Source organism: Aquimarina sediminis (genome assembly GCF_002895435.1).
GTDB classification, from domain to species: Bacteria; Bacteroidota; Bacteroidia; order Flavobacteriales; family Flavobacteriaceae; genus Aquimarina; species Aquimarina sediminis.
Genome location: NZ_POYJ01000016.1, coordinates 65,166 through 89,995 on the forward strand (window position 1 = coordinate 65,166; position 24,830 = coordinate 89,995).

A 24,830-nucleotide genomic window follows, 5' to 3' on the forward strand; every position below is an offset into this window, starting at 1 on the left:
AAACGGGATATAGATCATTCCTGTTTTTCTCTTTTGTTTCTAAAGTAAAATCTTTACTCCCGCTCTTTTCTTTTGTGGCACTATGGCTATCACATTTGTTAACAAACGAAATCTTTTTTATCTCTTCACTAATTTCATCTTCTATAGCTAAAATACTTCTTTGATTGACCACTTCTCCTATAACAATAATAGCTGGAGACGATATTTCTTTCTCAAAAACTACTTGTTCAATGGTGCTGATGGTTCCAAATCCGTATTGTTCATTTTCAGTCGTTCCATTTTGAATAATTGCTACAGGAATATCATGTTTGTTTTCTGCTTCAAAGATACTAACTATTTCATTTAACTTACCCATTCCCATTAAAATTACCACAGTAGCATTTGATTTTGCCGCATGATAAATATCTTTTGATAATTTATGAGATTTTGTGGTTCCTGTAATGACCCAAAAGCTTTCTGAACACCCTCTTTTTGTTAAGGGAATTCCTTGATATGCGGGTACTGCTAAGGAAGAAGATATCCCAGGCACCATATGAGTTTCTATCCCATATTGTTGTACATAATCAATTTCTTCTGCTCCCCGCCCAAAAACGAATGGATCCCCTCCTTTTAATCTTACTACATGTCCATGACTCTTAGCTCTATTAACAATAAGTTCATTGATCTGCTCTTGCTGATATGCATAACATCCTTTTCTTTTTCCTACAAATATTTTTTCCGCACCAGAAGCATAATCCAATAAACTTTTGTTGACAAGCGCATCATACAACACCACATCAGCAGACTCTAAAGCTTTAACAGCCTTGAGGGTAATCAAATCTGGATCTCCAGGACCTGCCCCTACTACAGTTAATTTTGGTATTTTGTAACTCATCATTCTTTTATTTAAAACACTTCTCTTTAGCTAGTGCATTATATTCTCTAAGTTATATTTTTCTTCAACACTAAAGATAATGGATGTGTTTTTTTTACGCTTTCTCTACCTCTACCGCTCTAAATTCTTGTACTTTTTGTAAAAATTGCTCTGCGTTTTTGATATAATCAACTGCAAAATCTCTAGTTGGTGCATTCTTTTGAAGTTGATATATTAAATCTGCAAACGTTCCTTCCAGTGTTATTTTCCCGCTAGCTACAAATTCTTCATCAAATTGACGAATGATTCCAGCATGATTATTAGTCTTTTTGTTTTCAGCTAATAATAATGCTTTTGCCGAATTTACTAAAGAGCTATAAGCATGATATACAGCATCAGAATATATTTCATTTTCAAAAGAAATTTTTGCGTTTTCTATCTTTTCTTCACTTTCCAAAAATAAAGTGGCAATTAGATCTATAACTACTCCTGCACATTCTCCTACTCCAATAGCTTTTACATACTCTTCTGTTGTTCCCCAATCGATAAAATCTTCTTGAGTTAAATGATCAACATTAGACAAATCGGTAAGCAATTCGTAGAAATATTTTTCTCCTTTTTCTTTATAATACTCTATAAAAGGTTTAGTCTCTGCATTAGCTTCAAAATCATCAAGGATTCTACGTAATGCTTCTGGTCCTCGCCTACTTGGTATCTTTACTACTTTATCGGCAAAACGACCATTACCATCACCCAAATTTCCTCCTCCTAACAACACTTGTAATGCAGGCGCTACTAGTTTATCTTTTGTACGAACGGACATTCCTTGAAAACCAATATTAGCCATGTTGTGTTGCCCACAAGCATTCATACATCCACTAATCTTAATCACCAAATCTTCTTTTTCAAGATACTGAGGGTATTCGGTCTTAATCACTCGCTCTAACTCTTCTGCTATACCTGTACTACTTGCTATCCCTAAATTACATGTATCTGTCCCCGGACAAGCTGTAATATCTATTGCTTTATTATATCCAGAGGCAATGAATCCTAGTTTTTCTAGTTCTTGGTAAAAAAACGGAATCAAATCTTCTTTCACAAAAGGAATCAAAATGTTTTGACGTAATGATAACCTCAACTCTCCTGCAGCATATTTTTCTACCAAATCGGCTAATAATCTTGCCTTATCAGTATAAAAATCACCTAATAGCACTTTAATACCTATAGCTACATACCCATCTTGTTTTTGAGAGATCACATTAGTTGATTTCCATAACTCAAAGGCTTTTTGATTTTTTATTTCTACTTCTGGCGCCTCAACAGATACCGGTACAGAAACTTGATAAGCTTCGGCGTCAATTGCAACTGTTTTTTGTGCTATGGCATTTTGCTCTGCCTCTATCAATTCTTTAAAAGCCTCGAGACCAATATCTTTTAGTAAAAACTTCATTCTGGCTTTTGCTCTACTTTTTCTTTCTCCGTGACGATCAAAAATCCTCAAAACCCCTTCCATTAAAGGAATAATCTTATCTGTTGGCAAGAAACTATACAACTCATCCGCATGTCTAGGCTGAGAACCAAGTCCTCCTCCTAACATTACTTTAAACCCTCTTTCACCATTTTCTATTTTGGCAATAAAGCCTAAATCATGCATGTAAGACAATCCAGTATCTTCATCACTACCTGAGAAGGACACTTTGAATTTACGTCCCATTTCCTGACAGATTGGGTTTCTTAAAAAGAAGCGAAATAATGCATCTGCATATGGGGACACATCAAATGGTTCTTTGGGATCTATCCCTGCTGTTTCTGAAGCAGTAACATTACGAACTGTATTACCACAGGCTTCTCTTAAAGTTACATCATCTCTTTCTAACTCTGCCCATAATTCTGGAGTTCTATTCAAATCTACATAATGAATCTGAATATCCTGACGAGTTGTAATATGAAGTCTTCCTCTTGAATATTCGTCTGACACTTCACAAATACGTCTTAATTGATTGCTTAGTACTTTACCATACGGTAATTTAATACGTATCATCTGCACTCCTTCTTGACGCTGTCCATACACTCCTCGTGCCAAGCGAAGGCTACGAAATTTTTCTTCGTCAATCTTACCCTTATGAAATTGCTCAATTTTATTAGCTAATTCTATAATATCCTTTTGAACAACTGGGTTTTCTATCTCGGTTCTAAAACTTTGCATCTTTTTACGTATTTCTATCCTTCAAAAAAGGACATAGTTATGACTTTTGTATAACGGTTTTAAGAATCAAAAAATTCTTGTTTTTTCTCCTCTTATTAGAAGAAGAGCTTTCCTAATGTACTATTCTATGAATCCTACTCCTGAAGTATTATTAGTCTGTGAATCAATAAGTATAAATGACCCTGAAGCTTTATTTTTACTATAAGAATCTATCGCTAAGGGTTTACTTAACTGAATTTCAACTTTCCCTATTTCATTTAAGCTTAGAGTACTTTTTGAGGTATCCTCTCCAGAAAAATCTGTAGCTACGGTTCCTTTTATACTTTTAACTTTTGCCAAAATCCTACTACTTCCGCTTTGGATAAAGTAATTTGTGCCCGGATTCAAATCCTTGCTATCCATCCAACACACTGTAGCAGTCAATTGTTTTTCTACTCTAGGTTTTTCTGATGATTTCACGATCATATCTCCTCTACTTACATTTACATCATCTTCTAAAGTAATGGTACATGAACTTCCTCTACCCGCAGTTTCAAACTTTTGATCAAAGAAATATATTTCTTTTACTTTTGAAGTCGTTAATGAAGGTAAAACTGTTACTTCATCCCCTACAGAAAGATCACCTCCGTATAACTTACCCGCATATCCTCTAAAATCGTGAAACTCATCTTTTTTAGGTCTAATTACGGTTTGGATAGGGAAACGTACTTGTGCTTTTTCATATACATCACGAGCATCTAATTCTTCTAAATGCTCTAATAAAGTTTGCCCTGTATACCATGGTGTATTTTCGGACTTTTCAACTACATTATCTCCCTGTAATGCACTTACTGGGATAAAAGTAATATTCTGTTCTTTATAGTCACTCTTTTTAATCAAAGTTTCAAAATCAGCTTTGATAGCTTCATACTTTTCTTGAGAGAAGTCTACTAAATCCATTTTATTCACAGCAACAATCACATCTTTAATTCTCAATAGATTATTGATAAAGAAATGACGGTATGTTTGTTCTATCACACCTTTACGGGCATCTACCAAAATGATAGAAGCCTGAGAAGTTGACGCTCCGGTAACCATATTTCTGGTATACTCTATATGACCAGGAGTGTCAGCAATGATATAACTTTTGGTTTTTGTAGAAAAATAAATGTGCGCTACATCAATTGTGATTCCTTGTTCACGCTCTGCAACTAATCCATCTGTTGCTAAAGAAAAATCAAGATAATCAAATCCATTAGCTTTACTTCTGGTTTCGATTGCTTCTAACTTATCTGTTGTTAATGATTTTGTATCATATAGGATACGACCTATCAGGGTACTTTTTCCATCATCTACACTTCCTGCGGTTGCTATTTTTAATACGTCCATCGTTCCTTTTATTACTTTTCCCTTATAACTGGGAGTGATTTTTTGTTTTTTTTGTTCTACCTTTTACAAGATATATATCTTTCTTATCGCGAAGTTATTTCTTCTTTTTATTTAGAAATACCCTTGTTGCTTTCGTTTTTCCATTGCCGCTTCAGATCGTTTATCATCTATACGAGCTCCTCGTTCCGAAATTGTAGATTCTCTTATCTCTGCCACCACTTTGTCAATTGTTATTGCATCAGAAAGTACGGCTGCTGTACATGACATATCTCCGACCGTACGAAAACGTACTAATCGCTCTTCTACTACTTCATCATCTTCTCTATATACCACACCATCTTCTGCAGACCAAATCATCCCATCTCTAACAAATGTTTTTCGGGTATGCGCAAAATATATCGAAGGAATTTCGATTCCTTCTTTCTGAATATAACTCCATACATCAAGTTCTGTCCAGTTACTTATTGGGAACACTCGCACATTTTGTCCAAGATCAATTTTCCCATTAAGGTGATCAAACAACTCAGGGCGTTGATTTTTTTCATCCCATTGACCAAAATCATCTCTTACTGAAAATATACGCTCTTTGGCTCTTGCTTTTTCTTCATCCCTACGGGCTCCACCTATTGCAGCATCAAATTTAAATTCTTCTAAAGCATCCAAAAGTGTAGTTGTTTGCAAACTATTACGGCTTGCATACTTTCCTTTTTCTTCTACTACTTTACCTTGATCTATAGAATCCTGAACATTTCTAACAATAAGTTCTACTCCTAATTCTTCAACCAATCTATCTCTAAATTCTATCGTCTCAGGAAAATTATGTCCTGTATCAATATGTAATAAAGGGAATGGGATTTTTCCTGGGTAAAATGCTTTTTGCGCCAATCGCACCAATGTGATAGAATCTTTTCCTCCAGAAAAAAGTAGTACTGGCTTTTCAAACTGAGCTGCTACTTCTCTAAAAATATAAATTGCTTCACTCTCTAATGGATTTACATTAAGAGTTGATGTACCTGCCAAATTACCTACTGATCCTTCCAATTGTTCTATTTTTTTTTCTAGTATTTCCATGCTTCGTTTTCGTAATTAATTAGTTAGTATGCAACCCACACTCTCTATTCTCTAACACCTTAGTAGGATCAAAATATTTAAATTCATTTGGTAATTTATTCTCCTCTAAATACACATCCAATTCTTCATCTGTGTAATAATAAAAAGGACTTACTTTTAATACTCCATCTTTCCCCATACTTAAAATATCCAATGAATCTCTTAAAGCAGTTTGTCCTTTTCTCAGATTGGTAAACCAAACATCGGGCTTAAAGTCAGCCATTGCTCTTTTAAAAGGTTCTAACTTTACTTGTTCTGTAAATGTTTTATGTTTTGGATCATCAATATCAGGAATTCCCAACACTACATCTCTATGAGCTGTAGTTTGTTTTGGAACATATAGCTTAACATTAAGATGTAACAATTCTATCACCTCTTCTGCATGTCTATATGTGTTTGGAGTATTATATCCAGAGTCACACCATATCACTGGCATATCCGACAATGCTTTTGAACACACATTTAAAATAGCTGCCTCATAAGGTCTAAAATTTGTCGTCACAACAGGTTTTTTCGCATTTAAAATTGCCCATTGCACTACTTCTAAAGGAGTTTTTTCCTTTAAAGATTTATTTAATTTTTCTATTTCTTTCTCTGTTATACTCATAACTTACAATGCTTCTTTTTCTAGTACAGCAATTATTTCCCCCATTTAATACGATTCCAAATTCTTTCATGAAAGAAATAGAGAATCATTTTTGTTACAAAATCAATAGATGCAATAGACGTTGCAAGCGCAATTTCGCCTGTTAATAAATAAGACACTATTAATGTATCTAGTGTACCAACCACTCTCCAACTTACTGCTTTAACAATACTACGTACTGGTTTCTCTGAGGATTTATCATCCTGATACGTTGATTTCTGCGTTGCTACTTTATCTAATATCATTTGATCTACAATCATTTTTTTACTAAATTCTATTACCCTATCGGATTAGTAGATTATAAAACAAATGTATGTATAATATTTTGGTTACAGTGTAAAATCCGAAAAACTTCTTACTTTAAACAGCAAGAATTATGATATCTTTAATAAAAACCCTAGTAACTTAGTAGATTATTAAGACATTCTTATAATCGTTAAAAAGTTCATTACAGAAAATATATTAAATTCTTATTAATTACCCTTAAAAATTGTATAAAAAGAGGTTCTAAACGCAAAAATGGCAATATGAAAACTTATATCCCGTTGATTAATGGAGTATTAACCCAAAATACATAATCAAAATGAAAAAAATTGCAATGCTTTTATTTTTAGCAAGTACTTCTATGTTTTTGTCATGTAATAGTGATGACGACTCCCCTATTCAAATTGATCAATCCTTAATTCCGGGCGAATGGTGCTTAACAGAAATCAAATCTGAAAACGGAAAAGTTTCTGCGACAATTGAAAACATCCCAGTAAAGGGCGATTATTCTCTATCAGGAAAGGACTATACAGCCAAAGTAACGTTTACCGAAGCATCAGATCCAGATCTACCCAATACCTTTGTTAGCTCTGGTGGTTTTACTCTAGTAGCTACTATTAAGATACCAACTCAATCTATTGATCATGAAGAAATAGTTCCTGATTTTATAGGTTCTGGTGAGTGGAAAGTAGAAGGTTCTAAACTAATAACCACTGTTGGCGGCAAAGAAGAATCTTTTGAAATAACAGTATTAAACTCTCAAACATTAAGTCTTAAAAAAGATATTGATGAGACTGTAGAGCAAGAAGGTATCACATTTAATGTATCCGGAAGTCAAATTTTTACTTTGACAAAAAAGTAAACACTTTGTGATTCCTCACAACAATAAAAAAGCTGAGAAATTTCTCAGCTTTTTATTGTTATCATATTTGTTCTAAAGCATATTGTATATCTTTAATAATATCATCGATATGCTCCAATCCCACAGAACAACGCACCATACCATCTGTTATACCTACCACCAACTTATCTTCTTCTGCTAGTTTGCTATGAGTTGTTGATGCCGGATGAGTAACTATTGTTCTTGTATCTCCCAGATTAGCTGACAAAGAGCACATTTGAACACTATCAAAAAATGTTTTCCCTCCTTGCACTCCTCCTTTTACTTCAAAAGCAACTATATTTCCTCCAAGTTTCATTTGTCTCTTAGCCACTTCGTACTGAGGGTGAGACTTAAGAAATGGATATTTCACCCAATTAACTTTAGGATGTGCTTCTAAAAACTCAGCTAGCTTTAAGGCATTCTCACAATGGCGATCTACACGAACTGCTAAAGTCTCTAAGCTTTTAGACAACACCCATGCATTAAAAGGCGAGAGTGATGGACCTGTATTTCTAGAAAAAAGATAAATCTCTCTTATCAGCTCTTTTTTACCTACAGTCACTCCTCCTAGAACCCTTCCTTGACCATCAATTAGTTTAGTTGCAGAATGAATTACCAGATCCGCTCCAAATCTAATTGGTTTTTGTAAATAAGGCGTTGCGAAGCAATTATCTATAATCAAGAGTAGATTGTGTTTTTTTGCGATCTCCCCTAGCCATTCCAAATCTAGCACATCTACTCCCGGATTTGTAGGAGATTCTGCATATATGATTTTTGTATTAGACTGAATCAGGCTTTCAACTTTATCTACCTCATCAACTCTAAAGTAACTTGTTTCTATATTCCATTTAGGAAAGTACTTAGTAAACAAGGTGTGTGTAGACCCAAATACAGATCTTGCAGAAACAATGTGATCTCCAGAATCTAATAGTGCAGCAAAAGTAGAGAATACCGCTGCCATACCTGTTGCAAATGCATACCCCTCTTCTGCCTCTTCTAGCTTACAAATCTTATCTACAAACTCTGTTGTATTAGGATTACTAAAGCGGCTATATAGATTTCGTTCTTTTTCTTCAGCAAATGCTGCTCTCATCTCTTCAGAATCTTCAAAAACAAATCCTGAAGTCAGATACATTGGGGTAGAATGCTCTAAAAACTGTGTCTTCTCGGTTTGCGTTCTTACCGCTTGTGTTTCAAAATTTAGGCTTTTCAGACTCATATTTCTTTATTATTAACCACCACCTTGTATTCTATCGTGGCTGTTGGCTCTAGGGTTTTAGATACTGAACAATATTTATCAAATGATAATTCTGCCGCTCTTTTGGCTTTTTCTGGAGCAATATCTCCTTCGAGATATACGGTAACTGTAATATTTTTGAAAGGTTTAGCCCCATCTATCTCTTCTCGGGCGCCATCGACTTCTGCTCTATAGTCGGTAATTTCTTGTCGTTGTTTTTTTAAGATAGAAATAACATCAATAGCACTGCACCCCGCTACTCCCATCAACACATACTCCATTGGGCTAGGAGCTAAATCATGCCCTCCTACCTGAGCCGTACTATCTATATGGGTCACATGACCTCTTTCGTTTTTTAATTCGAAATGATAATCATTGTCTATTCTTTTGAGTTGTATTTTCATTGTGTACTTTATTTATTTTTATCATTTTTAAGATCTTGATTAAAAGAGAACTTCAAGACATTGAACTATCCTTTTTCTGCCAATCGAAGTATATCACCAAACACTCCTCTTGCTGTTACTGCTGCTCCAGCTCCAGCTCCCTGAATCACTATTGGTTGATCTCCATACGATTCTGTATAGATTTCGAAGATAGAGTCAGAACCTTTTACTTGTCCCAAAGCACTACTTTGAGGAACAGAAACTAATTTCACATCCAAATTCCCTTTTTCCTGAGATAAATCTCCCCAAAGATCACCAATATATCTCAATACGTGATCAGGCTTTTGCTCTTCTTTAATTTTTTCATAAACAGAGTCCAATTTTGTTAATTTTCCTAAAAACTCTTTTGCATCTCCATCCCTTAATTCTTCGGGAATTAGATTATGAATATTGACATCCTCAAATTCATTACTCAAATCTAACTCTCTTGCAAGAATTAATAATTTTCTTCCAACATCATTCCCACAAAGATCTTCTCGAGGGTCTGGCTCTGTAAACCCACTATCAATTGCCTCTTGTAAAACTTCACTAAATTGGCGTTTTTCAACAGAATAAGTATTAAACAAGTAGCTTAAAGAACCAGAAAAAACTCCTTTTATCCTTGTAATATTCTCTCCTGATAAATGTAATAATTTTATTGTATCAATCAAGGGTAAACCAGCACCCACATTAGTTTCATACAAGTATTGTTTTTGATTTTCTTCGAGTGTGGCTCGCAACCTCTTATAAAACTCAAAACCTAAGGTGTTTGCAACCTTATTAGAAGACACTAAATCAAAGCCATGTTCTACAAAATGTATATAATTTGATGTAAACTCCTGACTAGCTGTATTATCTACAACAATAAGATTTTCTAAATGGTGCTTATCTGCATATTGAATCACCTCATCCATGGTATACGGAATTCCTTTTTCATTGATATCTTGTTCCCAATTTTGATCTACTCCATTTTTATCTAAAAGTATTTTTCTGGAATTTGCTACTGCGAAAATATTAAGGTCTATCTTTTTTCGATTTTCAATTTGTTCTGAAGATTTTAAGATCTGATCTATCAAGGTTCCTCCTACTAATCCATGACCGAATATAGCAATATTTATCTTTTTAGAAATCTCAAATATTTCACCATGTATTACATTCAATGCCCTATGCAGTTGTTCTTTTTTGACCACTAAACTTACATTTTTACCAGTAACCGTATTATTAAACAACAAAGGAACTACTTGATTTTTAATTAGTGCATTGTAAGGCTTATGAAATGTACTTAAATCCTGACCGATTATAGAAATCACAGATACATTCTCTTCTATTGAAATACCGCTAACATCACGTTTATAAAAATCGGATTCAAATTCTTGTTCTAAAACGGATTTAGCTTCTTTGGCCTTGTCTGCTTCTACAACAAAACCAATTCCTCGTTCTGATGAGCCTTGAGAAATAATACTTACACTGATATTATGATGCGCTAATGCTTTAAAAATCCTGGCATCAACTCCCACTTTACCCAAGAGCCCTCTTCCTTCAAGGTTTATCAATGCAACATGCTCTAAAACAGATAATGATTTGATTCCTTTCTCACTTGTTTCAGCCGTAATTAGTGTCCCTTTATTTTTATGATCGAACGTATTCAATATTCTAAGAGGAATGTTTTTTTCTATTAATGGAATAATCGTTTTAGCATGTAAAATATTAGCTCCAAAATAAGCTAGTTCATTAGCTTCGGTAAATGATAGTTTTTCTATTTTTTTTGCATCTGGCACCAAATCTGGATTGGCTGTATAAATCCCATCTACATGAGTAAAATTTTGCAATTCTTCGGCTTCGAGGTAATTTGCCAACAAAGATGCTGTATAATTACTTCCATTCCTTCCCAAAGTGGTGGTTTCGTTTTTAGTATTGGATGCTATAAACCCCGTAACGATATTCACCGTAGCTCCATTATGCTTTTTAAAATGATTAACTACATTCTCTTTGGATAGTTTATCTAAGGGCTGAGCATCTCCAAACTGGGCATCCGTAATTATCAGAGCTCTACTATCAGTAAAATTAGCTTTGATATTTTTTTCTTGAAGAATCTGGGTGATTAATTTAGCAGAAATAACCTCTCCTTGAGACAATACCTGATCCTTTATTCTCTTACTATAATCTCCTAAAAGCGAAACGCCTTCAAAAAGTTTATCAAGTGTTTCAAACTCTAAAGAAAAATCAACATTATCAAAATCTGCTATTTGATATTTCTTAAATGCCTCGAACTCTTCTTTGTAATTTTTACTCTTAACAGCTTTCTCCAAAATATTTTCGAGATCATCAGTAGTATTACCTCTAGCAGAAAGCACTACAGTAATATTTTCTCCATTCTTTACTTTATCTTCAATTATATCAATCACGGCGTGAATTCCTTTCCCATTAGCCAATGATTTTCCTCCAAATTTTAAAACTTTCATCTTTTCTTTTTCTTTAAAACACTTCTTTTAACAATGTACTCAATTCTTCAAATTCTATTAAAAAAGCATCATGCCCATGTGCAGAATCGATGACACCATGGGTAACATTTTGTTTTACTTGTTTCAGTTTTTCGAATGTAATTTCATCTTCTTCTTCCGTGAAAAACATATCTGATCTTACGCTTATGATATGGATATTGGATTTTATTGATGCTGCTACTTCTTCAAAACTACCCCTCCCTTCTGTAATATCAATATTTGCCAAAATATGATTTAATTCTTTGTAAGCAGGAAGCTCAAATCTTCCATCTAATTTTTCCCCATGATGTAATAACCAACTTTCTACATTATACATATCTTTATCTTCGTTATAAGAACGATCAAACTTTTGCCTAAATGATTCTGGAGATCTATAAATCAACATTGCATGTAGTCTTGCATCATGAACAGGGTTACTAGAGTTTAACAAAATCTGCTCCTGCACCAAACAATTTGCTTTCAACCAATCACTTGATTTCCAATCTGTCGCTACTGGTATCAAATTACTGATTATGCTTGTATTAAGTGCGGCAATTTCCCACGCAATCCCTCCACCTACTGAACCACCAATTGCAGCATGTATTTTATGAATCTCTAACAACTTCAATCCTTCTAAAAAAATGGCTGCAATATCTCTTGCCTTAAAAATTTTATATTCTTTAATCAAATTTTCCTCAACTCCATCATATCCATTTCCGGGAACATTAAATGACAATACAGTATATTTATCGGTATCGATACATTTACCTTTCCCGATTAACCCATTCCACCATCCATTTTCTCCACACACGTTGGAGTTGCCAGTAAGTGCATGATTTACCAACACAACAGGAGCTTGATGAAGCGGTTTGCCAAAAACTTCGTAGGTAAGAGGTATCTGATCAACAAGCTTACCTTTTACAGTTACAAAATTTGAAATATCTAATTTTTGAAGCATAAAAAAGAGCTGAAATTTTTACTTAACGGTTTTACCAATTTTAGCAAATGCTGTTTTTAAATCTATTTTCAGATCTTCAACATCCTCTAAACCAACTGATAGTCTAATTAAATCTTGAGTAACCCCAGTAGATTCTTGCTGTACTGGATCAAGTTGCTGATGTGTTGTACTTGCTGGGTGAATAATTAATGACTTAGTATCTCCAATATTAGCTAACAACGAGAATATTTTTGTTTCATCGGCTACTGTTTTAGCTGATTCAAATCCTCCTTTTACCCCAAAAGTTACAATACCACTCTGCCCTTTTGGTAAATATTTCTGTCCTAGTTCATAGTATGAGCTATTTTCAAGTCCCGGATAATTTACCCAAGCCACTTCTTCTTGATTTTCTAACCATTTGGCTAATGCTAATGCATTGTTGCTATGCTTTTGGATTCTAATATCCAAAGTTTCTAAACCTTGTAAAATTTGAAATGCATTAAACGGACTCAATGCAGCACCATAATCTCGTAAGCCTTCTATTCTAGCTTTAGCAATAAATGCCGCTGCTCCTAGCACTTCATGATACACTAAACCGTGATATCCTGGTGAAGGCTCAGTAAACTCGGGAAACTTACCACTTGACCAATCAAAAGTACCAGCATCAATTATTACTCCTCCTAGAGATGTTCCATTACCACTAATATATTTAGTCAAGGAATGAATTACAATGTTTGCTCCATGTTCAATAGGATTCAATAATGCTGGAGTCGCAACTGTATTATCTACAATTAATGGTACTTTGTATGCTTTTGCTACAGACGATATAGCTTTCAAGTCTAACACATCCAGCTTTGGGTTACCCAAAGATTCAACAAAAAATACGCGTGTATTTTCTTTTACGGCATCTTTAAAATTTTCAGGATTTGATGGATCAACAAAAGTAGTCGTGATTCCAAACCTTGGCAAAGTAACATTTAATAAATTATAAGTTCCTCCATACAAACTACTGGATGCTACGATGTGATCACCCGATTTCAACAAGGTCAGCAAGGTTGTATTAATTGCGGCAGTACCCGAGGCGGTAACAACAGCAGCTATACCGCCTTCTAATGCAGCAAGACGTTGCTCCAAAACATCGTTTGTTGGATTATTTAATCTGGTATATATAAACCCTGATTCTGTTAAGTTAAATAGATTAGCTGCATGATCAGAGTCATTAAACACATATGATGTTGTTTGATAAATAGGTATTGCTCTGGTTCCGCCGTTAGCTGATACATCATGCCCAGCATGTAGCGCTTCTGTTGCAAATTTTTGTACACTCATTATTCTTTCTTTTAAATTTTAATTAAATAAAACTCAAATACACCAAACACCTGAATATCATCTGTTTGTATAAAGAAAATTAAAAAGAAAGTGAAACAACAATTACAGAAAATGTAATTGTATCGAGTTATCTTCTTCGCTTTCACGAATAGAACGTAGCACCTTCTTTACTATATAAAGGGTTGCTAAGGTTTCACAGGGTCTATTCCCTCCACCTTTCTTAATAACTTACTAATATGTATAAGAAACTTCGAGGCAAATCTAGTAATTATTTTTAAAACACCTCATTTTTCTTTAAAATTTATTTTTTCAGAAAAAATGGTGCATTAAAAGTACTAATCATTATAGAAAAATTAATGATACGTTAAATGCTTTTTAATATTATCAATTTTTTTACCTTTGCCAAATATTTTCAGGGAAGGATTTGACTGATTGCAACCCTATGATACTTGGATTATACTTTTTGTATCATAAAAATGCTAAAGCAGTTCGATTTAGGAATATTCTATCGAAAGCTTAGTATCTACAATCGCGCTTATTTACTTTCTCTATAAAAACAACTAAAAGAATGGCATATTTATTTACTTCAGAAAGTGTATCTGAAGGACACCCAGATAAAGTAGCAGATCAGATTAGTGATGCATTATTAGATAATTTCCTAGCCTTTGATGCTGATTCGAAAGTAGCATGTGAGACTTTGGTCACTACAGGTCAGGTAGTTCTTGCAGGAGAGGTAAAATCTAAAACCTATCTGGATGTACAGCATATTGCTAGAGAAGTAATCAATGCTATTGGGTACACAAAAGGAGCTTATCAATTTAGCGGAGATTCCTGTGGTGTAATTTCTTTAATCCACGAACAGTCTCAGGATATAAACCAAGGAGTTGATCGTGAGACTAAAGAGGAACAGGGTGCAGGAGATCAAGGAATGATGTTTGGTTATGCTACAAAAGAAACTGCTAATTACATGCCTTTGGCTCTTGACATTTCTCATAAGATATTATTGGAATTAGCAAAGCTTAGACGTGAAGGAACTGAAATTCCTTATTTACGTCCTGATTCTAAAAGTCAGGTAACTATTGAGTATAGTGATGACAATGTACCGCAGCGTATAGTTGCCATTGTCGTGTCTACGCAGCATGATGATTTTGACAAGGATGATGAAAAGATGTTGTCTAAAATAAAAAATGATATTGTTACTATTTTAATACCAAGAGTAGTCGCTCAATTGCCAGAATACATCCAACGATTATTTAATAACCAAATCACTTACCATATTAATCCAACAGGAAAATTTGTAATCGGTGGTCCTCATGGTGATACAGGTCTTACGGGAAGGAAAATTATAGTTGACACCTATGGAGGAAAAGGTGCTCATGGTGGTGGTGCTTTTTCTGGTAAAGATCCTAGTAAAGTAGATAGGTCTGCCGCTTATGCTTCAAGACATATTGCCAAAAATCTAGTAGCAGCCGGAGTAGCCAGTGAAGTTTTAGTACAGGTATCTTATGCCATTGGAGTTGTTGAGCCAACCTCTATTTTTGTAGACACTTATGGAACCAGCACTTTGGGATTAACAGATGGTGAAATTGCGGAAAAAGTAGGTCAGATTTTTGACATGAGACCATCTGCAATAGAAAAGCGTCTCAAACTAAGAAATCCTATCTATCAAGAAACTGCTGCATATGGACATATGGGCAAAGATCCGAAGGTAATTACCAAGGTTTTTGAAAGTCCTTACTCTGGTAGAGTTGAAAAAGAAGTAGAGCTTTTTACTTGGGAAAAATTAGATTATGTAGATGCTGTTAAAAAGGCTTTCCAAGTATAGCTTTCATTTTATCTGATTAAATAGTTTGTTTATCGATTTTTTAGGAAAAACCCTAAAAAAATGCGGTTTTTCCGCACTATAAAATCAAGTATTATGATTACATTTATCGCGTTTATATTATAAGATACATAACATATCCATTTAGAGGGGGAAAAATTTTGATATGTTTTTTTAGAACTTAAGTGTATCTCTATTAGTTTAATGTATTAAAATTTAGGGAAATGAAATTAAAACTCACAATGAAAATCGCTTTTTTATTACTATGCGGTATGTCTTTTGGTCAAGACTATGAAAATGATCTTTCCTCACTTAGAACTATCGACGATCAAATTCAGGAAGAACAATATAGTACTGAAAAAATAGCTATGACAGATCGATTGATTGTACAAACTCCTGTTCTAAAAAAAGACAAGAGCTTTTATAGTAAAAAGGAATGGAAAAAAATAAAAAAACAGCTCAAAAAAAATAAAAGGAGGTACTCTAATGCTAAAAATGAATTCAGAACTCATAAAACTCTGGATACAATTTATCTAAATACTTCTTCATCTTTAAGCAATGAAAAATCTCGTTTATCTGGATGGTAAAGTAATTCGGATTTTCGAAAAATGCAGATTACTATTCTTTACTTAAATCTGTCGTTTTCTATTAATGATAAATATAAAAAACGAGTAAAATTTATCTAAAAAGTACCTTTTTGGATAAATTTTACTCGTTTTTTCTTGTTCTGCAAAAATCACCTCATCCCTCATTATTGCTGAATTGCTTACCAAACCTTATTTTTATTGTTTAAAAAAATAAAACTCGGTTTACTCTGCTAAAACATGAGTAACGACAGCACTTACACTTACCATACAGGGGAAAAAGACCTAAACTATTCTGCGGTTTTTCCGTAACCCAAACTCAGTTAGTATCACTATCTTAGTATTTGAAAATCAGACACTTATTAACTATTGATTTCGCACGATCATTACCGAAGATCATTCCAATAGGTTTCAGTTTTTCAAAAAAAAATATTAACGCTCCAAAACCAAAAAAAATGAAAACTACGTTAACCTTTATATTATTATTAGCATCTCATATACTAATTGGACAAAACAGTGCTAGTAACTACAGTTTTATCAGCAACGATTCATTACCAGAACAACACCATGTTACGCACGACATTACCTCATCAAGAGAAGGCTTTAAAAATGAAAGAAAATATAGTTCTAATTCTCTAAACGATAAGAAGTGGGATAAAATAAAAAAACAAATTCTAAAAAATAAAAGAAAAGCGTTAAACCATAAGGAAGGTATATCTTCTTCAAGAATAATGGATACTATATTTATACAAATACCTGCTAACAGAAGAGAATCTCGTTTATCGGGTTATTAATACAAACAGACCAAACACAACAAAAAAACCACTCATCTAATGAGTGGTTTTTTCTGCTTTTAACATATAAAAAAACAGAATAACTTAATATTCTATTGTTCCATTTTTAAGTAATAATCAACAGAATGCTTGCCTGATCCATAAAACAGAAAAAATACACATAATACTAAAATCACACTAGCAACAACAAGATTTACAGTATTCATTTCTCCTATAAAATTAATAAGCACAGCTCCTATCAACAATGGAAGCTGAGCCATTACAGACCATCTCGTTAACAGACCAAAAGCGATAAGTATACCTCCTATCAGATGCGCAGGAGCTACATAATGAATCATAATCATTGAGCCAGCTAGATTTTGAATGGGTTTAATCAGATCTACAAGAACCTGGCTATTACTAATAAAATTTATTCCTTTTATAAACAAAAAGACCCCTAAGGCTATTCTTAATAAGTCTAATGGATAATACGTATGTGCATTAGCCCACTTATTTAATGATTTTATTGTTGGCATGACAAAAAAGTATTGATTACACCTTTATAAGATACTCATTTTTAAGACAATAAAAAAATATCTGTTATACAAAAGATGTAGTAAAGTATCATCAACGCCTCATGTTTCTATATTTGCGAACAATATCATTCCTAAAAAGCATAACTGCTTCTGGCATGGTAGTTTTGATCTTTTGACTTAGTTTGCTAATGATTGTCCGCGCATTAAATTTTAATTCTTCCTCATATTTATAGTAATACAAAACCAATACACAAATACCTACAACGAATATTAACGCCCCAATAAGAACTTGCAGGGGGGTTAAACTATGATAAAAAAAACGACTTAATCCTAGCCCAAACCAACTTCCATAAAGAATAAAAAAATGTAAAATATAAATAGACAATGTCTTCCCGCCGATTTTGGTTAACACCTGGCTTGTAAAATAATTCCTCAACATTATAAATACAGAAAACAACACACATACATTCCCCAGCCTTATAAACAAGAAATTATTATATGCCACTGACTTAAATATAGTGATACCAGTAAAATCATAAAACAACATTAATACTGCAGAAGAGAAGAACACCAGTATAATTCCTAAAGATAGAAGCACCATAATGGCGTAAGAATAAAAGTTCTTATGCTCCTTATATTTTAAAAACAAACCAGCCATATAGCTACCAAAACACACATAACCAAACCATGGTAATAAGGTAAAAACTGATCCATTTCTATTTGTAAAATAGTTAGCAATTGTTTGCGGTAAAAATTCAAGAATACAGCTTCCATACATTGGCTGTAATAGAAAGATTATTACTCCAAAACCAAGTATTGAATTCAGAAATACTGATGCATTAATTCGATATAAGACAAGGTATAGTCCTATTAACAACAATAAAGATGTGCCAATACATTGCAATACATCTACATAAAAAAAAGAAGGATTTACAGCTCCTGTAAACAGTGAATAAAAACTTAAGCGTAATAAATATCCCCAAAAAATAATCTTAACAGCTCGTTTTATCCCTTTAAGAACTCTAGGATTTTCTAACCCTCCTACCTTTTGTTTTAGTAATAGGTATATAAAAATAAAGCCTGTTATAGTAAAAAATACTGGTGCTGTTATCCCTCTAAAATACTCCCAGGTAGCATACACAACATTATTTGTATCCCTATAAAGATCACTCAAAAGTGAATGTACAAAATGTCCTTGAAGCATCATGATAATAGCAAATGCACGTATTGCATCTAAAAAATGCAATCGACTGGCAGGCTTGTTCATTATTGTGGTCTTTGGTTTGGTCGTTCTCAAAAAACAAGTTAATGAGAGGTATTACTTCTTAAAAAATGCAAATCTAGTTAATTTTATCAACTCCTGTATTGATTTTAAGGCGTTTATAAACAAAAGAATCTTTTTTATAAGATTTCATCGAAGTAAGAACTACATTTTGGCATCTTTATTGGTGCAATGTATTCACATATAAAACTTTATTTTATGAAAACTGATGCATATACCAAGTTTATAACCACAATTATCGCAATCTGTCTGGTTATTATTGTAATAAGAGACCTAGACATTATTCCCAAAGCACATGCTAGCACCTCTTCATCGACTAGCTATGGGTTACTACCAATAAACGATGACGGATCCATCACTGTTAGACTAAGTAATACCAATGAGATAGATGTAAATATTAAAAGCATTGATACTTATGATAAGCTCAAAGTAGACCTTACAGACATAAGCACCAGAGATGAACTAGATATCAATATTGATGAAATCGGAGGTAGTTATGTCTCTAGTGGAGGCCCAATTAAAGTAAATATACAAAATTAACTCCTCGAAACAACCTATAAACACTTGCAAATCAATTACATAAATTACACTCCTAATTTCTAAGGAAATATGGGCTAACTCAATAATTATAAACTATTCCTTTATACCAGTTGCAACTTTTGAAATATTATCCAAAGCTTTACTAATCGTAGCTAAAACATCTTCGTTGTTAGTAATTCCATGGCGAATTTTTAAAAATTCGGGGGCATTATAGGATACACTAACATTTCCTATATCATCTTGCCATACTAATATTTTTTGAGGAAGGTCTAGACCAGTAATTTGAGAATTTTGCATTAAAGGGGTTCCCAATCTAGGGTTACCAAACATAATTACTCGAGATGGATTTAACTCTTCGCCAACATTTTTGGCATTAGCTTGGTGATCTAACTGTGCAATTATTTTTAAATTAGGGTTATTGGTAATGATTTCAACTAATGCAGCATAGGTGTCTTCAAAATTTTGAGAACTTGTTTTTGTAATCACTCCTTGGGCTTTACCGATTTCCATTTTCTTCAACAATTTTATTTGTTTGTCCTTAGACGTATTATTTTGATTTTGATTACAAGAAATAATACTCAACATTAGTAAAACAGGTAATATTCTATAAATTCTCATAGTAGTTATTTAAAGTACATGCTAAGTTGGTCGCATTTACCAGAAATAATTACAAATTATACTTTATGCTTATTATCCAATAACGAGGTTGCACCATATAACTTGAAGTACTATTATACAATTCATTAAAACTATCTCTATTGATGCTTTCAGTATTTAAGATATTAGTAGCCGATAACTTATACTCCCATTTACTATTTGATTTTTGGTAGAATAGATCAGCATCCCAAAAGCTATATTCATTTAGCGCAACGTCTCTATTTCTATAATTATAATAATTATAAGAAGATTTTAATAAAAACCCCTTGGCAAATGTCCAATCTAACCTAACAAATGGTTGATTGGTATAAAAAGTATTTTTAGTCCCGTTATTATCATAATTATTAACTGAAAGCCTATATCCCAAATCAAAATTGGGTCCTTTTCTAAAGTTTGTTGCCCATTCGGTTTTATACGTTTGGGTAAAGCTTTTACTCTTACTAGGTAAAGTATTTATTATATTATTAAACTCAGACCAACTGACATTAACCTCTAACCTTCCTTCAATTTTACCAAATGTTCGATTAAACCTTCCATTGGTTGAAAGTGTCTGGTCAGCCAAATAAGAATTCACAGGAGTATCTACTCTATTGATACCTTCAAATATGCTTGTGCTTTTTATAGGATTATGTCTATTACTATATCTTACTTGTGCAAAAATATTGGTATAGCTAAACATATTAAAACTAAAATAGTCTAACGAGTAGTTATCATATACCGCATTTTCCAAATTTCTGTTTCCTCTAAACAATGAGTTATAATTATTGAACACATACCCTCTTGCTAAACGATTGATATCGGTGTACTCTGTAGACATAGAATAGTTAAACCGTAAACTTTCATTCTGTTTTAATTGTGCCAACACAAAAAGGTCTGGTAACACCTGCCACTCATTTTGTTTAGAAACAGAATTTAATTGCGTATCCCTGAGATCATAATTATGTACCGAAACCCCTTGATTAAAAGTAAAAATCCCCTTTATAAATTTGTAATGTAAACCAAAATAGACATCATTAAAATCATATTTCACATCATTACTAAAATCCTGATCTTCAAATTCATTTTGTTCCTCATTATCCAATATTTGAAAAATTGAAGAATCAAAATTTTGATTACTCAAGGTGTTACCTAAAGTAAAATTGAGATTACTTTTTTTATTCAACACATAATAATAATCCAGTTTTCCATCTAGTTTCTGGGTTTTAACCTTTTTCTTTTGGTTAATATCATATCTATCAGATTTTTGTAATGGATCAAAAGTATCCAAGTCAATATCTAAAGGGTCATTAATTTGCGTAAAAACACCTCTAAATGGCACTTCTGTTCTTATGGCGTTATAAAAAGGATCTTCTTCTTGTAACAAATACCTAGCCTCAAAAGAAAAAACATGCTTTGTACTAAGGGTATAATAGGCATTCATGTTTTGTTGTATTGAAAATGGAGTGTTCTTTAGTCGTTCGTTTATATTTTCAGAGACACCTTGCCGCTCTGAAAGAAAAGAACCATCTTCGGTCTGCTCAGAAAGTTTGCTCAACATATCATAATCTAATCTAAAATTAGTATTCGGCTTATAGCTTGCACTTAATTTCAATAACCCCAATGTACTTCTTTGCTTTGTACTACTAAAGGTTTCTTCAACAACATTATCTGTTGGATCTTGAGTATTATCAATATACACTCTATTGGTGTTGGTTATCAAGTCTGTTTTGGTATCACTCACAATACCATATCCACTTAGATCCAATTTTTTATTAGCAGTAAGACTAAAGTTAGCAGCCCCAAATCTTGTATTAATCTCATTAGCCCGGTTATTCTGCAAAATCGAAAATGCAAGATCATTACTAGAAATATTAAAAGATGTCCCTCCTCGTCCTAAATTTCGAAAACCTCCTGTAAAATTAAAATAATCCCTAGCGGTAAATGGTACTTCTCCTATATCATTAATATCTGATAGTATATTAATGCTATATTGAGGGCTATAATAAAATAATTTGGGCTTAACGATGTATCTCTCGGTCTCTCCTAATCCGGCACCTGCAGTTATATCTCCAAACCAAAAATCTTTTTTACCCTCTTTTAATTTAATATTTATAGCTATTTGATCTTGTGAATTACTTAAACCACGCATTTGTCCAACATCTTCATAATTTCTCAGCACCTCTATCTTATCTAGTGCATCTGCAGGTATATTTTCTGTCGCTAACTTAGAATCGCCATCAAAAAAATCTTTTCCCTCTACCATTACTTTGGACACAGTCTTTCCTTCAACTTCGATCTCACCATCTTCATTAACTCCTACTCCTGGGAGTTTTTCTAATACATCTCCTAATTTTTTTTCTGTCCCGTTAGTAAAAGAATCTGTATTATACACCAAAGTATCTCCTTTGATTACCACAGGCATTTCATACACAATCTCTACTTCATCAAGACTGTTTTCCTCTGGTCTTATTTCAAAATCTACATTCACATCAGACGTAGTAATGGCGACAGATTTTGCTTCTGAAGTGAAACCGATAAAACTCACTTTTAATATATAATCATTATTACCAGGAACAGTAATTTTATATACCCCCTGATCATTTGTGATACCATATCCAGTCATTGTATTATCAGATTTTTTATACGCAATTACATTGGCCATTTCTATAGGCATGCCCAAAGAATCTTTAACAACACCTTTGATTTGTGTTTTTTGGGCAATAGATGTCAGGGTAATCCCAAAAAGGAATACCAGTAGTACTAGTTTATTACACATTATTTTTTGAATATTTTTACAACTCCAACAAAAGAAAATAGAAGCTTTATTTTTTAGCAATCTGTTAAGAGAACACCGAAAATTAGATTAGTCTTTTCAACAAAATAGTTACAGTATTTATATCTCCTAATCTGTTTCTAATCTTTAATGATACCTCTTTTTGATCCTCTTCAAAATATGTTCTCCATAATTTAAGATCATTACCATGATAATCGTTTATAGACAATAGCTCATCTCCTTCTCTTATCCCTTTTTTGTATGCTTCACTACTTTCTATAACATAAGATACAGTTACCTTACCCTCAATCAAAGCTATACCCAGACCACTCATTGGAAACACAAATGGCTTTTTATAACCAGAATTAGGTTTAAAATAAAACAGCTTACGCTTATAATCCAGCACCATATCAAATCTGTTGATAATTTTTGCTCCCAAAATGCCGCTGTATGCTTCAGACGCTGATACTCCCGCTTTGTTTTTAGCTATATCTATTGGTAAATCCAAAAATTCAAAATTATCAAACTGAATCTTTTTAATACTACCTCTGGTAAAAGCTGTTGATTTATTAAGACCTCTAGCTTTTGCCTTTATCGTTTTATCTAATCTATTTTGAAGATCATGTTTTTCTGCATACGGAGTATTAAATAACACGGTTAAATTAGCTCCACTGTCAAAAAGAAAATTCCCAGTCTTTTGGGTTCCATCTAACATGGTAAATTTTAAATCTATTTGCGGAATTGGGGTACCATCAAATTTCATCGGTATTTTAGTATAAGTACTCAAATCCACAATTTGATCCTCTTTGGTATACAATTTTATATTCTTTTCTTCAAAATTAAACTGTGTCACAAAATCCTTTAGAATATCATAGCCAATAATGCCATCAATATTTCTTCCTGATTTTTGAGAAAGTGGTTTTAGGTTTACTAACACCATATTCGATATCAAATCTATTTTCCCTAAACCTACTTTTTGGTTCAAGGCGATCTTATATGACTGTATCCCATTTGCTCCTTGCGCATTCTGAGAATAATCAGACTTTATCCCCATTCTTTTTGCCACAAGACTATCCAGTACAACCAATGAAGCCCCTGTGTCAAATACAAAATTCAACTCATCTCCTTCATTGACTTTTACTTTTATAAACAATAGATCATCCTCTTCAAAAGGTATCGTTTCTACCTGTGCAAAACATGCTAGCGTGATAAAGCTAACTAATATGATTACTAACTTCTTCATTTTTTGATTGATTATAGTTTATCCCCCTATACGTATTCGTATTGATTGCCCATCATCTCTCCTAGGTTCCCGATCTCTCATTTCCTGCATTTTCTTTTCCATAATTTGGTTGAATTTTTCTTCAGAAACTATTTTACCTTTTGAAGGTTCTTTAATCTCGCTTTTTTTCTTTGCATTTAATACTATCTTGGTACTCAGCATACTTTGTACTCCATCATTAACTTCAAGTATTAGCCCTGGCAATCCCCAATAATTTTCTGGCCCATTAGACACTGGTATTTCTGGAGTATACCAAGCTGTAATTGTAACCTCTTCTCCTTCGGGATCTGCTGTTTCCTCCTCATTACCTTCACTATCTTCATTACTTCTAACACTCATACTTTGTATTCGCTGAGTCATTCGTGTTGTAGTGGCTTTATAACAGGTGTAATTCCCAATTTTTTTTGTTTCGCCCTCAAGTTTCCAATCCATTTTTGCTAAACTATCTTTTACCAAAAACAGCTTTCCCATCAGATCTCTTTTACTGGCATAGCGCTTCTCTTTAATATTTTTATACAAAATATCAGATGCTCCCGATCCTGCCATAACAAATGTCATTCCTGAAGCGGCTTTTGGCTCCTCCAAACTCTCTTCTTCTTTATATATTGATGTTGAAGAGTTAAAACTTAATACATATTCCTTCTGAAATTGCTTTTTGAGCATTTTCTCAATATGCTTTTGCATCTCAGAATTAACTTTAGAGTCCTCCATATTAAGATCTACTTTCCTATTTGTTTTATAGGTTACGCTACCCTGAAAACCTTGAGCAAAAATGCTTTCGAATACAAAGAGTAATAATAATATCATGATTCGTATCATACCAAATTGTTTTTTTTGATTACTATGCTACAAATATGAAAACTCAAC

At 33.2% G+C, this 24,830-nt stretch carries 21 protein-coding genes, 1 pseudogene and 1 riboswitch; of the genes and pseudogenes, 5 read left to right on the forward strand and 17 right to left on the reverse strand.

Annotated elements, in window-relative coordinates:
• Positions 1 to 127 precede the first annotated feature (127 nt).
• From cobA to C1X07_RS23285, 6 genes and pseudogenes are all read right to left on the reverse strand, one after another.
• A pseudogene (gene cobA, locus C1X07_RS23260) lies at positions 128 to 874 on the reverse strand (uroporphyrinogen-III C-methyltransferase); the annotation flags it as partial.
• Between the two features lie 94 nt (positions 875 to 968).
• Entirely contained in the window at positions 969 to 3,059 is a 2,091-nt protein-coding gene (locus C1X07_RS23265) for a HEPN domain-containing protein (protein WP_103072455.1), read from the reverse strand.
• A gap of 120 nt (positions 3,060 to 3,179) precedes the next feature.
• Positions 3,180 to 4,427, reverse strand: a complete 1,248-nt coding sequence (locus C1X07_RS23270) for a sulfate adenylyltransferase subunit 1 (RefSeq protein ID WP_103072456.1) — start codon at positions 4,425 to 4,427, stop codon at positions 3,180 to 3,182.
• Positions 4,428 to 4,538: 111 nt separating this feature from the next.
• A complete protein-coding gene (cysD, locus tag C1X07_RS23275; RefSeq protein WP_241507320.1) occupies positions 4,539 to 5,498 on the reverse strand; it encodes a sulfate adenylyltransferase subunit CysD in 960 nt (319 codons plus the stop codon).
• Between the two features lie 19 nt (positions 5,499 to 5,517).
• Complete coding sequence (locus tag C1X07_RS23280; protein WP_103072457.1) at positions 5,518 to 6,144, reverse strand: phosphoadenosine phosphosulfate reductase domain-containing protein; 627 nt, start codon at positions 6,142 to 6,144, stop codon at positions 5,518 to 5,520.
• A 32-nt stretch (positions 6,145 to 6,176) separates the two neighbouring features.
• Entirely contained in the window at positions 6,177 to 6,443 is a 267-nt protein-coding gene (locus C1X07_RS23285) for a DUF2061 domain-containing protein (protein WP_206604271.1), read from the reverse strand.
• Positions 6,444 to 6,766: 323 nt separating this feature from the next.
• Here C1X07_RS23285 and C1X07_RS23290 point away from each other — a divergent pair, with 323 nt between their 5' ends.
• Complete coding sequence (locus C1X07_RS23290) at positions 6,767 to 7,309, forward strand: lipocalin family protein (RefSeq protein ID WP_103072458.1); 543 nt, start codon at positions 6,767 to 6,769, stop codon at positions 7,307 to 7,309.
• A gap of 61 nt (positions 7,310 to 7,370) precedes the next feature.
• Here C1X07_RS23290 and C1X07_RS23295 read toward each other — a convergent pair whose 3' ends face one another.
• The 5 genes from C1X07_RS23295 to C1X07_RS23315 all read right to left on the reverse strand — a co-directional run bounded on the left by C1X07_RS23295 (position 7,371) and on the right by C1X07_RS23315 (position 13,735).
• Positions 7,371 to 8,549: a trans-sulfuration enzyme family protein gene (locus C1X07_RS23295; RefSeq protein ID WP_103072459.1), complete on the reverse strand. Its 1,179-nt coding sequence runs from the start codon at positions 8,547 to 8,549 to the stop codon at positions 7,371 to 7,373.
• The gene (locus C1X07_RS23300; RefSeq protein WP_103072460.1) at positions 8,546 to 8,971 is read right to left on the reverse strand and encodes an OsmC family protein; all 426 of its coding nucleotides are present in this window, start codon (positions 8,969 to 8,971) and stop codon (positions 8,546 to 8,548) included. The genes C1X07_RS23295 and C1X07_RS23300 overlap by 4 nt, the downstream gene beginning before the upstream one ends.
• 65 nt (positions 8,972 to 9,036) lie before the next feature.
• Positions 9,037 to 11,451: a bifunctional aspartate kinase/homoserine dehydrogenase I gene (thrA, locus tag C1X07_RS23305; protein WP_103072461.1), complete on the reverse strand. Its 2,415-nt coding sequence runs from the start codon at positions 11,449 to 11,451 to the stop codon at positions 9,037 to 9,039.
• A gap of 13 nt (positions 11,452 to 11,464) precedes the next feature.
• A complete protein-coding gene (locus tag C1X07_RS25455) occupies positions 11,465 to 12,427 on the reverse strand; it encodes an alpha/beta fold hydrolase (RefSeq protein WP_103072462.1) in 963 nt (320 codons plus the stop codon).
• Positions 12,428 to 12,445: 18 nt separating this feature from the next.
• Positions 12,446 to 13,735: an O-acetylhomoserine aminocarboxypropyltransferase/cysteine synthase family protein gene (locus C1X07_RS23315; protein ID WP_103072463.1), complete on the reverse strand. Its 1,290-nt coding sequence runs from the start codon at positions 13,733 to 13,735 to the stop codon at positions 12,446 to 12,448.
• 124 nt (positions 13,736 to 13,859) lie between these two features.
• A riboswitch (SAM riboswitch) is annotated at positions 13,860 to 13,965 on the reverse strand.
• A 338-nt stretch (positions 13,966 to 14,303) separates the two neighbouring features.
• Here C1X07_RS23315 and metK point away from each other — a divergent pair.
• From metK to C1X07_RS23330, 3 genes are all read left to right on the forward strand, one after another.
• Entirely contained in the window at positions 14,304 to 15,560 is a 1,257-nt protein-coding gene (metK, locus tag C1X07_RS23320; RefSeq protein ID WP_103072464.1) for a methionine adenosyltransferase, read from the forward strand.
• Between the two features lie 221 nt (positions 15,561 to 15,781).
• Entirely contained in the window at positions 15,782 to 16,144 is a 363-nt protein-coding gene (locus tag C1X07_RS23325; RefSeq protein WP_128755381.1) for a hypothetical protein, read from the forward strand.
• A gap of 452 nt (positions 16,145 to 16,596) precedes the next feature.
• Positions 16,597 to 16,935 carry a hypothetical protein gene (locus C1X07_RS23330; protein ID WP_103072466.1) on the forward strand — a complete coding sequence of 113 codons (339 nt, stop codon included), beginning with the start codon at positions 16,597 to 16,599 and terminating at the stop codon, positions 16,933 to 16,935.
• A 92-nt stretch (positions 16,936 to 17,027) separates the two neighbouring features.
• Here C1X07_RS23330 and C1X07_RS23335 read toward each other — a convergent pair whose 3' ends face one another.
• Together C1X07_RS23335 and C1X07_RS23340 are read right to left on the reverse strand one after the other, a co-directional pair.
• Complete coding sequence (locus tag C1X07_RS23335) at positions 17,028 to 17,450, reverse strand: DoxX family protein (protein ID WP_103072467.1); 423 nt, start codon at positions 17,448 to 17,450, stop codon at positions 17,028 to 17,030.
• Positions 17,451 to 17,541: 91 nt separating this feature from the next.
• On the reverse strand, positions 17,542 to 18,717 hold the full coding sequence (locus C1X07_RS23340) for a heparan-alpha-glucosaminide N-acetyltransferase domain-containing protein (protein ID WP_103072468.1): 1,176 nt from the start codon (positions 18,715 to 18,717) through the stop codon (positions 17,542 to 17,544).
• A 213-nt stretch (positions 18,718 to 18,930) separates the two neighbouring features.
• On the opposite strand from C1X07_RS23340, the gene C1X07_RS23345 reads away from it, so the two are divergent.
• Complete coding sequence (locus tag C1X07_RS23345) at positions 18,931 to 19,272, forward strand: hypothetical protein (RefSeq protein WP_103072469.1); 342 nt, start codon at positions 18,931 to 18,933, stop codon at positions 19,270 to 19,272.
• A 93-nt stretch (positions 19,273 to 19,365) separates the two neighbouring features.
• Here C1X07_RS23345 and C1X07_RS23350 read toward each other — a convergent pair whose 3' ends face one another.
• From C1X07_RS23350 to C1X07_RS23365, 4 genes are all read right to left on the reverse strand, one after another.
• The gene (locus C1X07_RS23350; RefSeq protein ID WP_103072470.1) at positions 19,366 to 19,890 is read right to left on the reverse strand and encodes a DUF302 domain-containing protein; all 525 of its coding nucleotides are present in this window, start codon (positions 19,888 to 19,890) and stop codon (positions 19,366 to 19,368) included.
• Between the two features lie 49 nt (positions 19,891 to 19,939).
• The gene (locus tag C1X07_RS23355; protein ID WP_103072471.1) at positions 19,940 to 22,684 is read right to left on the reverse strand and encodes a carboxypeptidase-like regulatory domain-containing protein; all 2,745 of its coding nucleotides are present in this window, start codon (positions 22,682 to 22,684) and stop codon (positions 19,940 to 19,942) included.
• Between the two features lie 82 nt (positions 22,685 to 22,766).
• A complete protein-coding gene (locus tag C1X07_RS23360; protein ID WP_103072472.1) occupies positions 22,767 to 23,924 on the reverse strand; it encodes an aspartyl protease family protein in 1,158 nt (385 codons plus the stop codon).
• Between the two features lie 18 nt (positions 23,925 to 23,942).
• Positions 23,943 to 24,782 (reverse strand): GLPGLI family protein, encoded by an 840-nt coding sequence (locus C1X07_RS23365; RefSeq protein ID WP_103072473.1) that lies wholly within the window; start codon positions 24,780 to 24,782, stop codon positions 23,943 to 23,945.
• Positions 24,783 to 24,830 lie beyond the last annotated feature (48 nt).

Coding starts and splice junctions, on each gene's coding strand:
- C1X07_RS23265 (WP_103072455.1), bottom strand. CDS start 3,059: ATGCAAAGTTTTAGAACCGAGATAGAAAACCCAGTTGTTCAAAAGGAT.
- C1X07_RS23270 (WP_103072456.1), bottom strand. CDS start 4,427: ATGGACGTATTAAAAATAGCAACCGCAGGAAGTGTAGATGATGGAAAA.
- cysD (WP_241507320.1), bottom strand. CDS start 5,498: ATGGAAATACTAGAAAAAAAAATAGAACAATTGGAAGGATCAGTAGGT.
- C1X07_RS23280 (WP_103072457.1), bottom strand. CDS start 6,144: ATGAGTATAACAGAGAAAGAAATAGAAAAATTAAATAAATCTTTAAAG.
- C1X07_RS23285 (WP_206604271.1), bottom strand. CDS start 6,443: ATGATTGTAGATCAAATGATATTAGATAAAGTAGCAACGCAGAAATCA.
- C1X07_RS23290 (WP_103072458.1), top strand. CDS start 6,767: ATGAAAAAAATTGCAATGCTTTTATTTTTAGCAAGTACTTCTATGTTT.
- C1X07_RS23295 (WP_103072459.1), bottom strand. CDS start 8,549: ATGAGTCTGAAAAGCCTAAATTTTGAAACACAAGCGGTAAGAACGCAA.
- C1X07_RS23300 (WP_103072460.1), bottom strand. CDS start 8,971: ATGAAAATACAACTCAAAAGAATAGACAATGATTATCATTTCGAATTA.
- thrA (WP_103072461.1), bottom strand. CDS start 11,451: ATGAAAGTTTTAAAATTTGGAGGAAAATCATTGGCTAATGGGAAAGGA.
- C1X07_RS25455 (WP_103072462.1), bottom strand. CDS start 12,427: ATGCTTCAAAAATTAGATATTTCAAATTTTGTAACTGTAAAAGGTAAG.
- C1X07_RS23315 (WP_103072463.1), bottom strand. CDS start 13,735: ATGAGTGTACAAAAATTTGCAACAGAAGCGCTACATGCTGGGCATGAT.
- metK (WP_103072464.1), top strand. CDS start 14,304: ATGGCATATTTATTTACTTCAGAAAGTGTATCTGAAGGACACCCAGAT.
- C1X07_RS23325 (WP_128755381.1), top strand. CDS start 15,782: ATGAAATTAAAACTCACAATGAAAATCGCTTTTTTATTACTATGCGGT.
- C1X07_RS23330 (WP_103072466.1), top strand. CDS start 16,597: ATGAAAACTACGTTAACCTTTATATTATTATTAGCATCTCATATACTA.
- C1X07_RS23335 (WP_103072467.1), bottom strand. CDS start 17,450: ATGCCAACAATAAAATCATTAAATAAGTGGGCTAATGCACATACGTAT.
- C1X07_RS23340 (WP_103072468.1), bottom strand. CDS start 18,717: ATGAACAAGCCTGCCAGTCGATTGCATTTTTTAGATGCAATACGTGCA.
- C1X07_RS23345 (WP_103072469.1), top strand. CDS start 18,931: ATGAAAACTGATGCATATACCAAGTTTATAACCACAATTATCGCAATC.
- C1X07_RS23350 (WP_103072470.1), bottom strand. CDS start 19,890: ATGAGAATTTATAGAATATTACCTGTTTTACTAATGTTGAGTATTATT.
- C1X07_RS23355 (WP_103072471.1), bottom strand. CDS start 22,684: ATGTGTAATAAACTAGTACTACTGGTATTCCTTTTTGGGATTACCCTG.
- C1X07_RS23360 (WP_103072472.1), bottom strand. CDS start 23,924: ATGAAGAAGTTAGTAATCATATTAGTTAGCTTTATCACGCTAGCATGT.
- C1X07_RS23365 (WP_103072473.1), bottom strand. CDS start 24,782: ATGATACGAATCATGATATTATTATTACTCTTTGTATTCGAAAGCATT.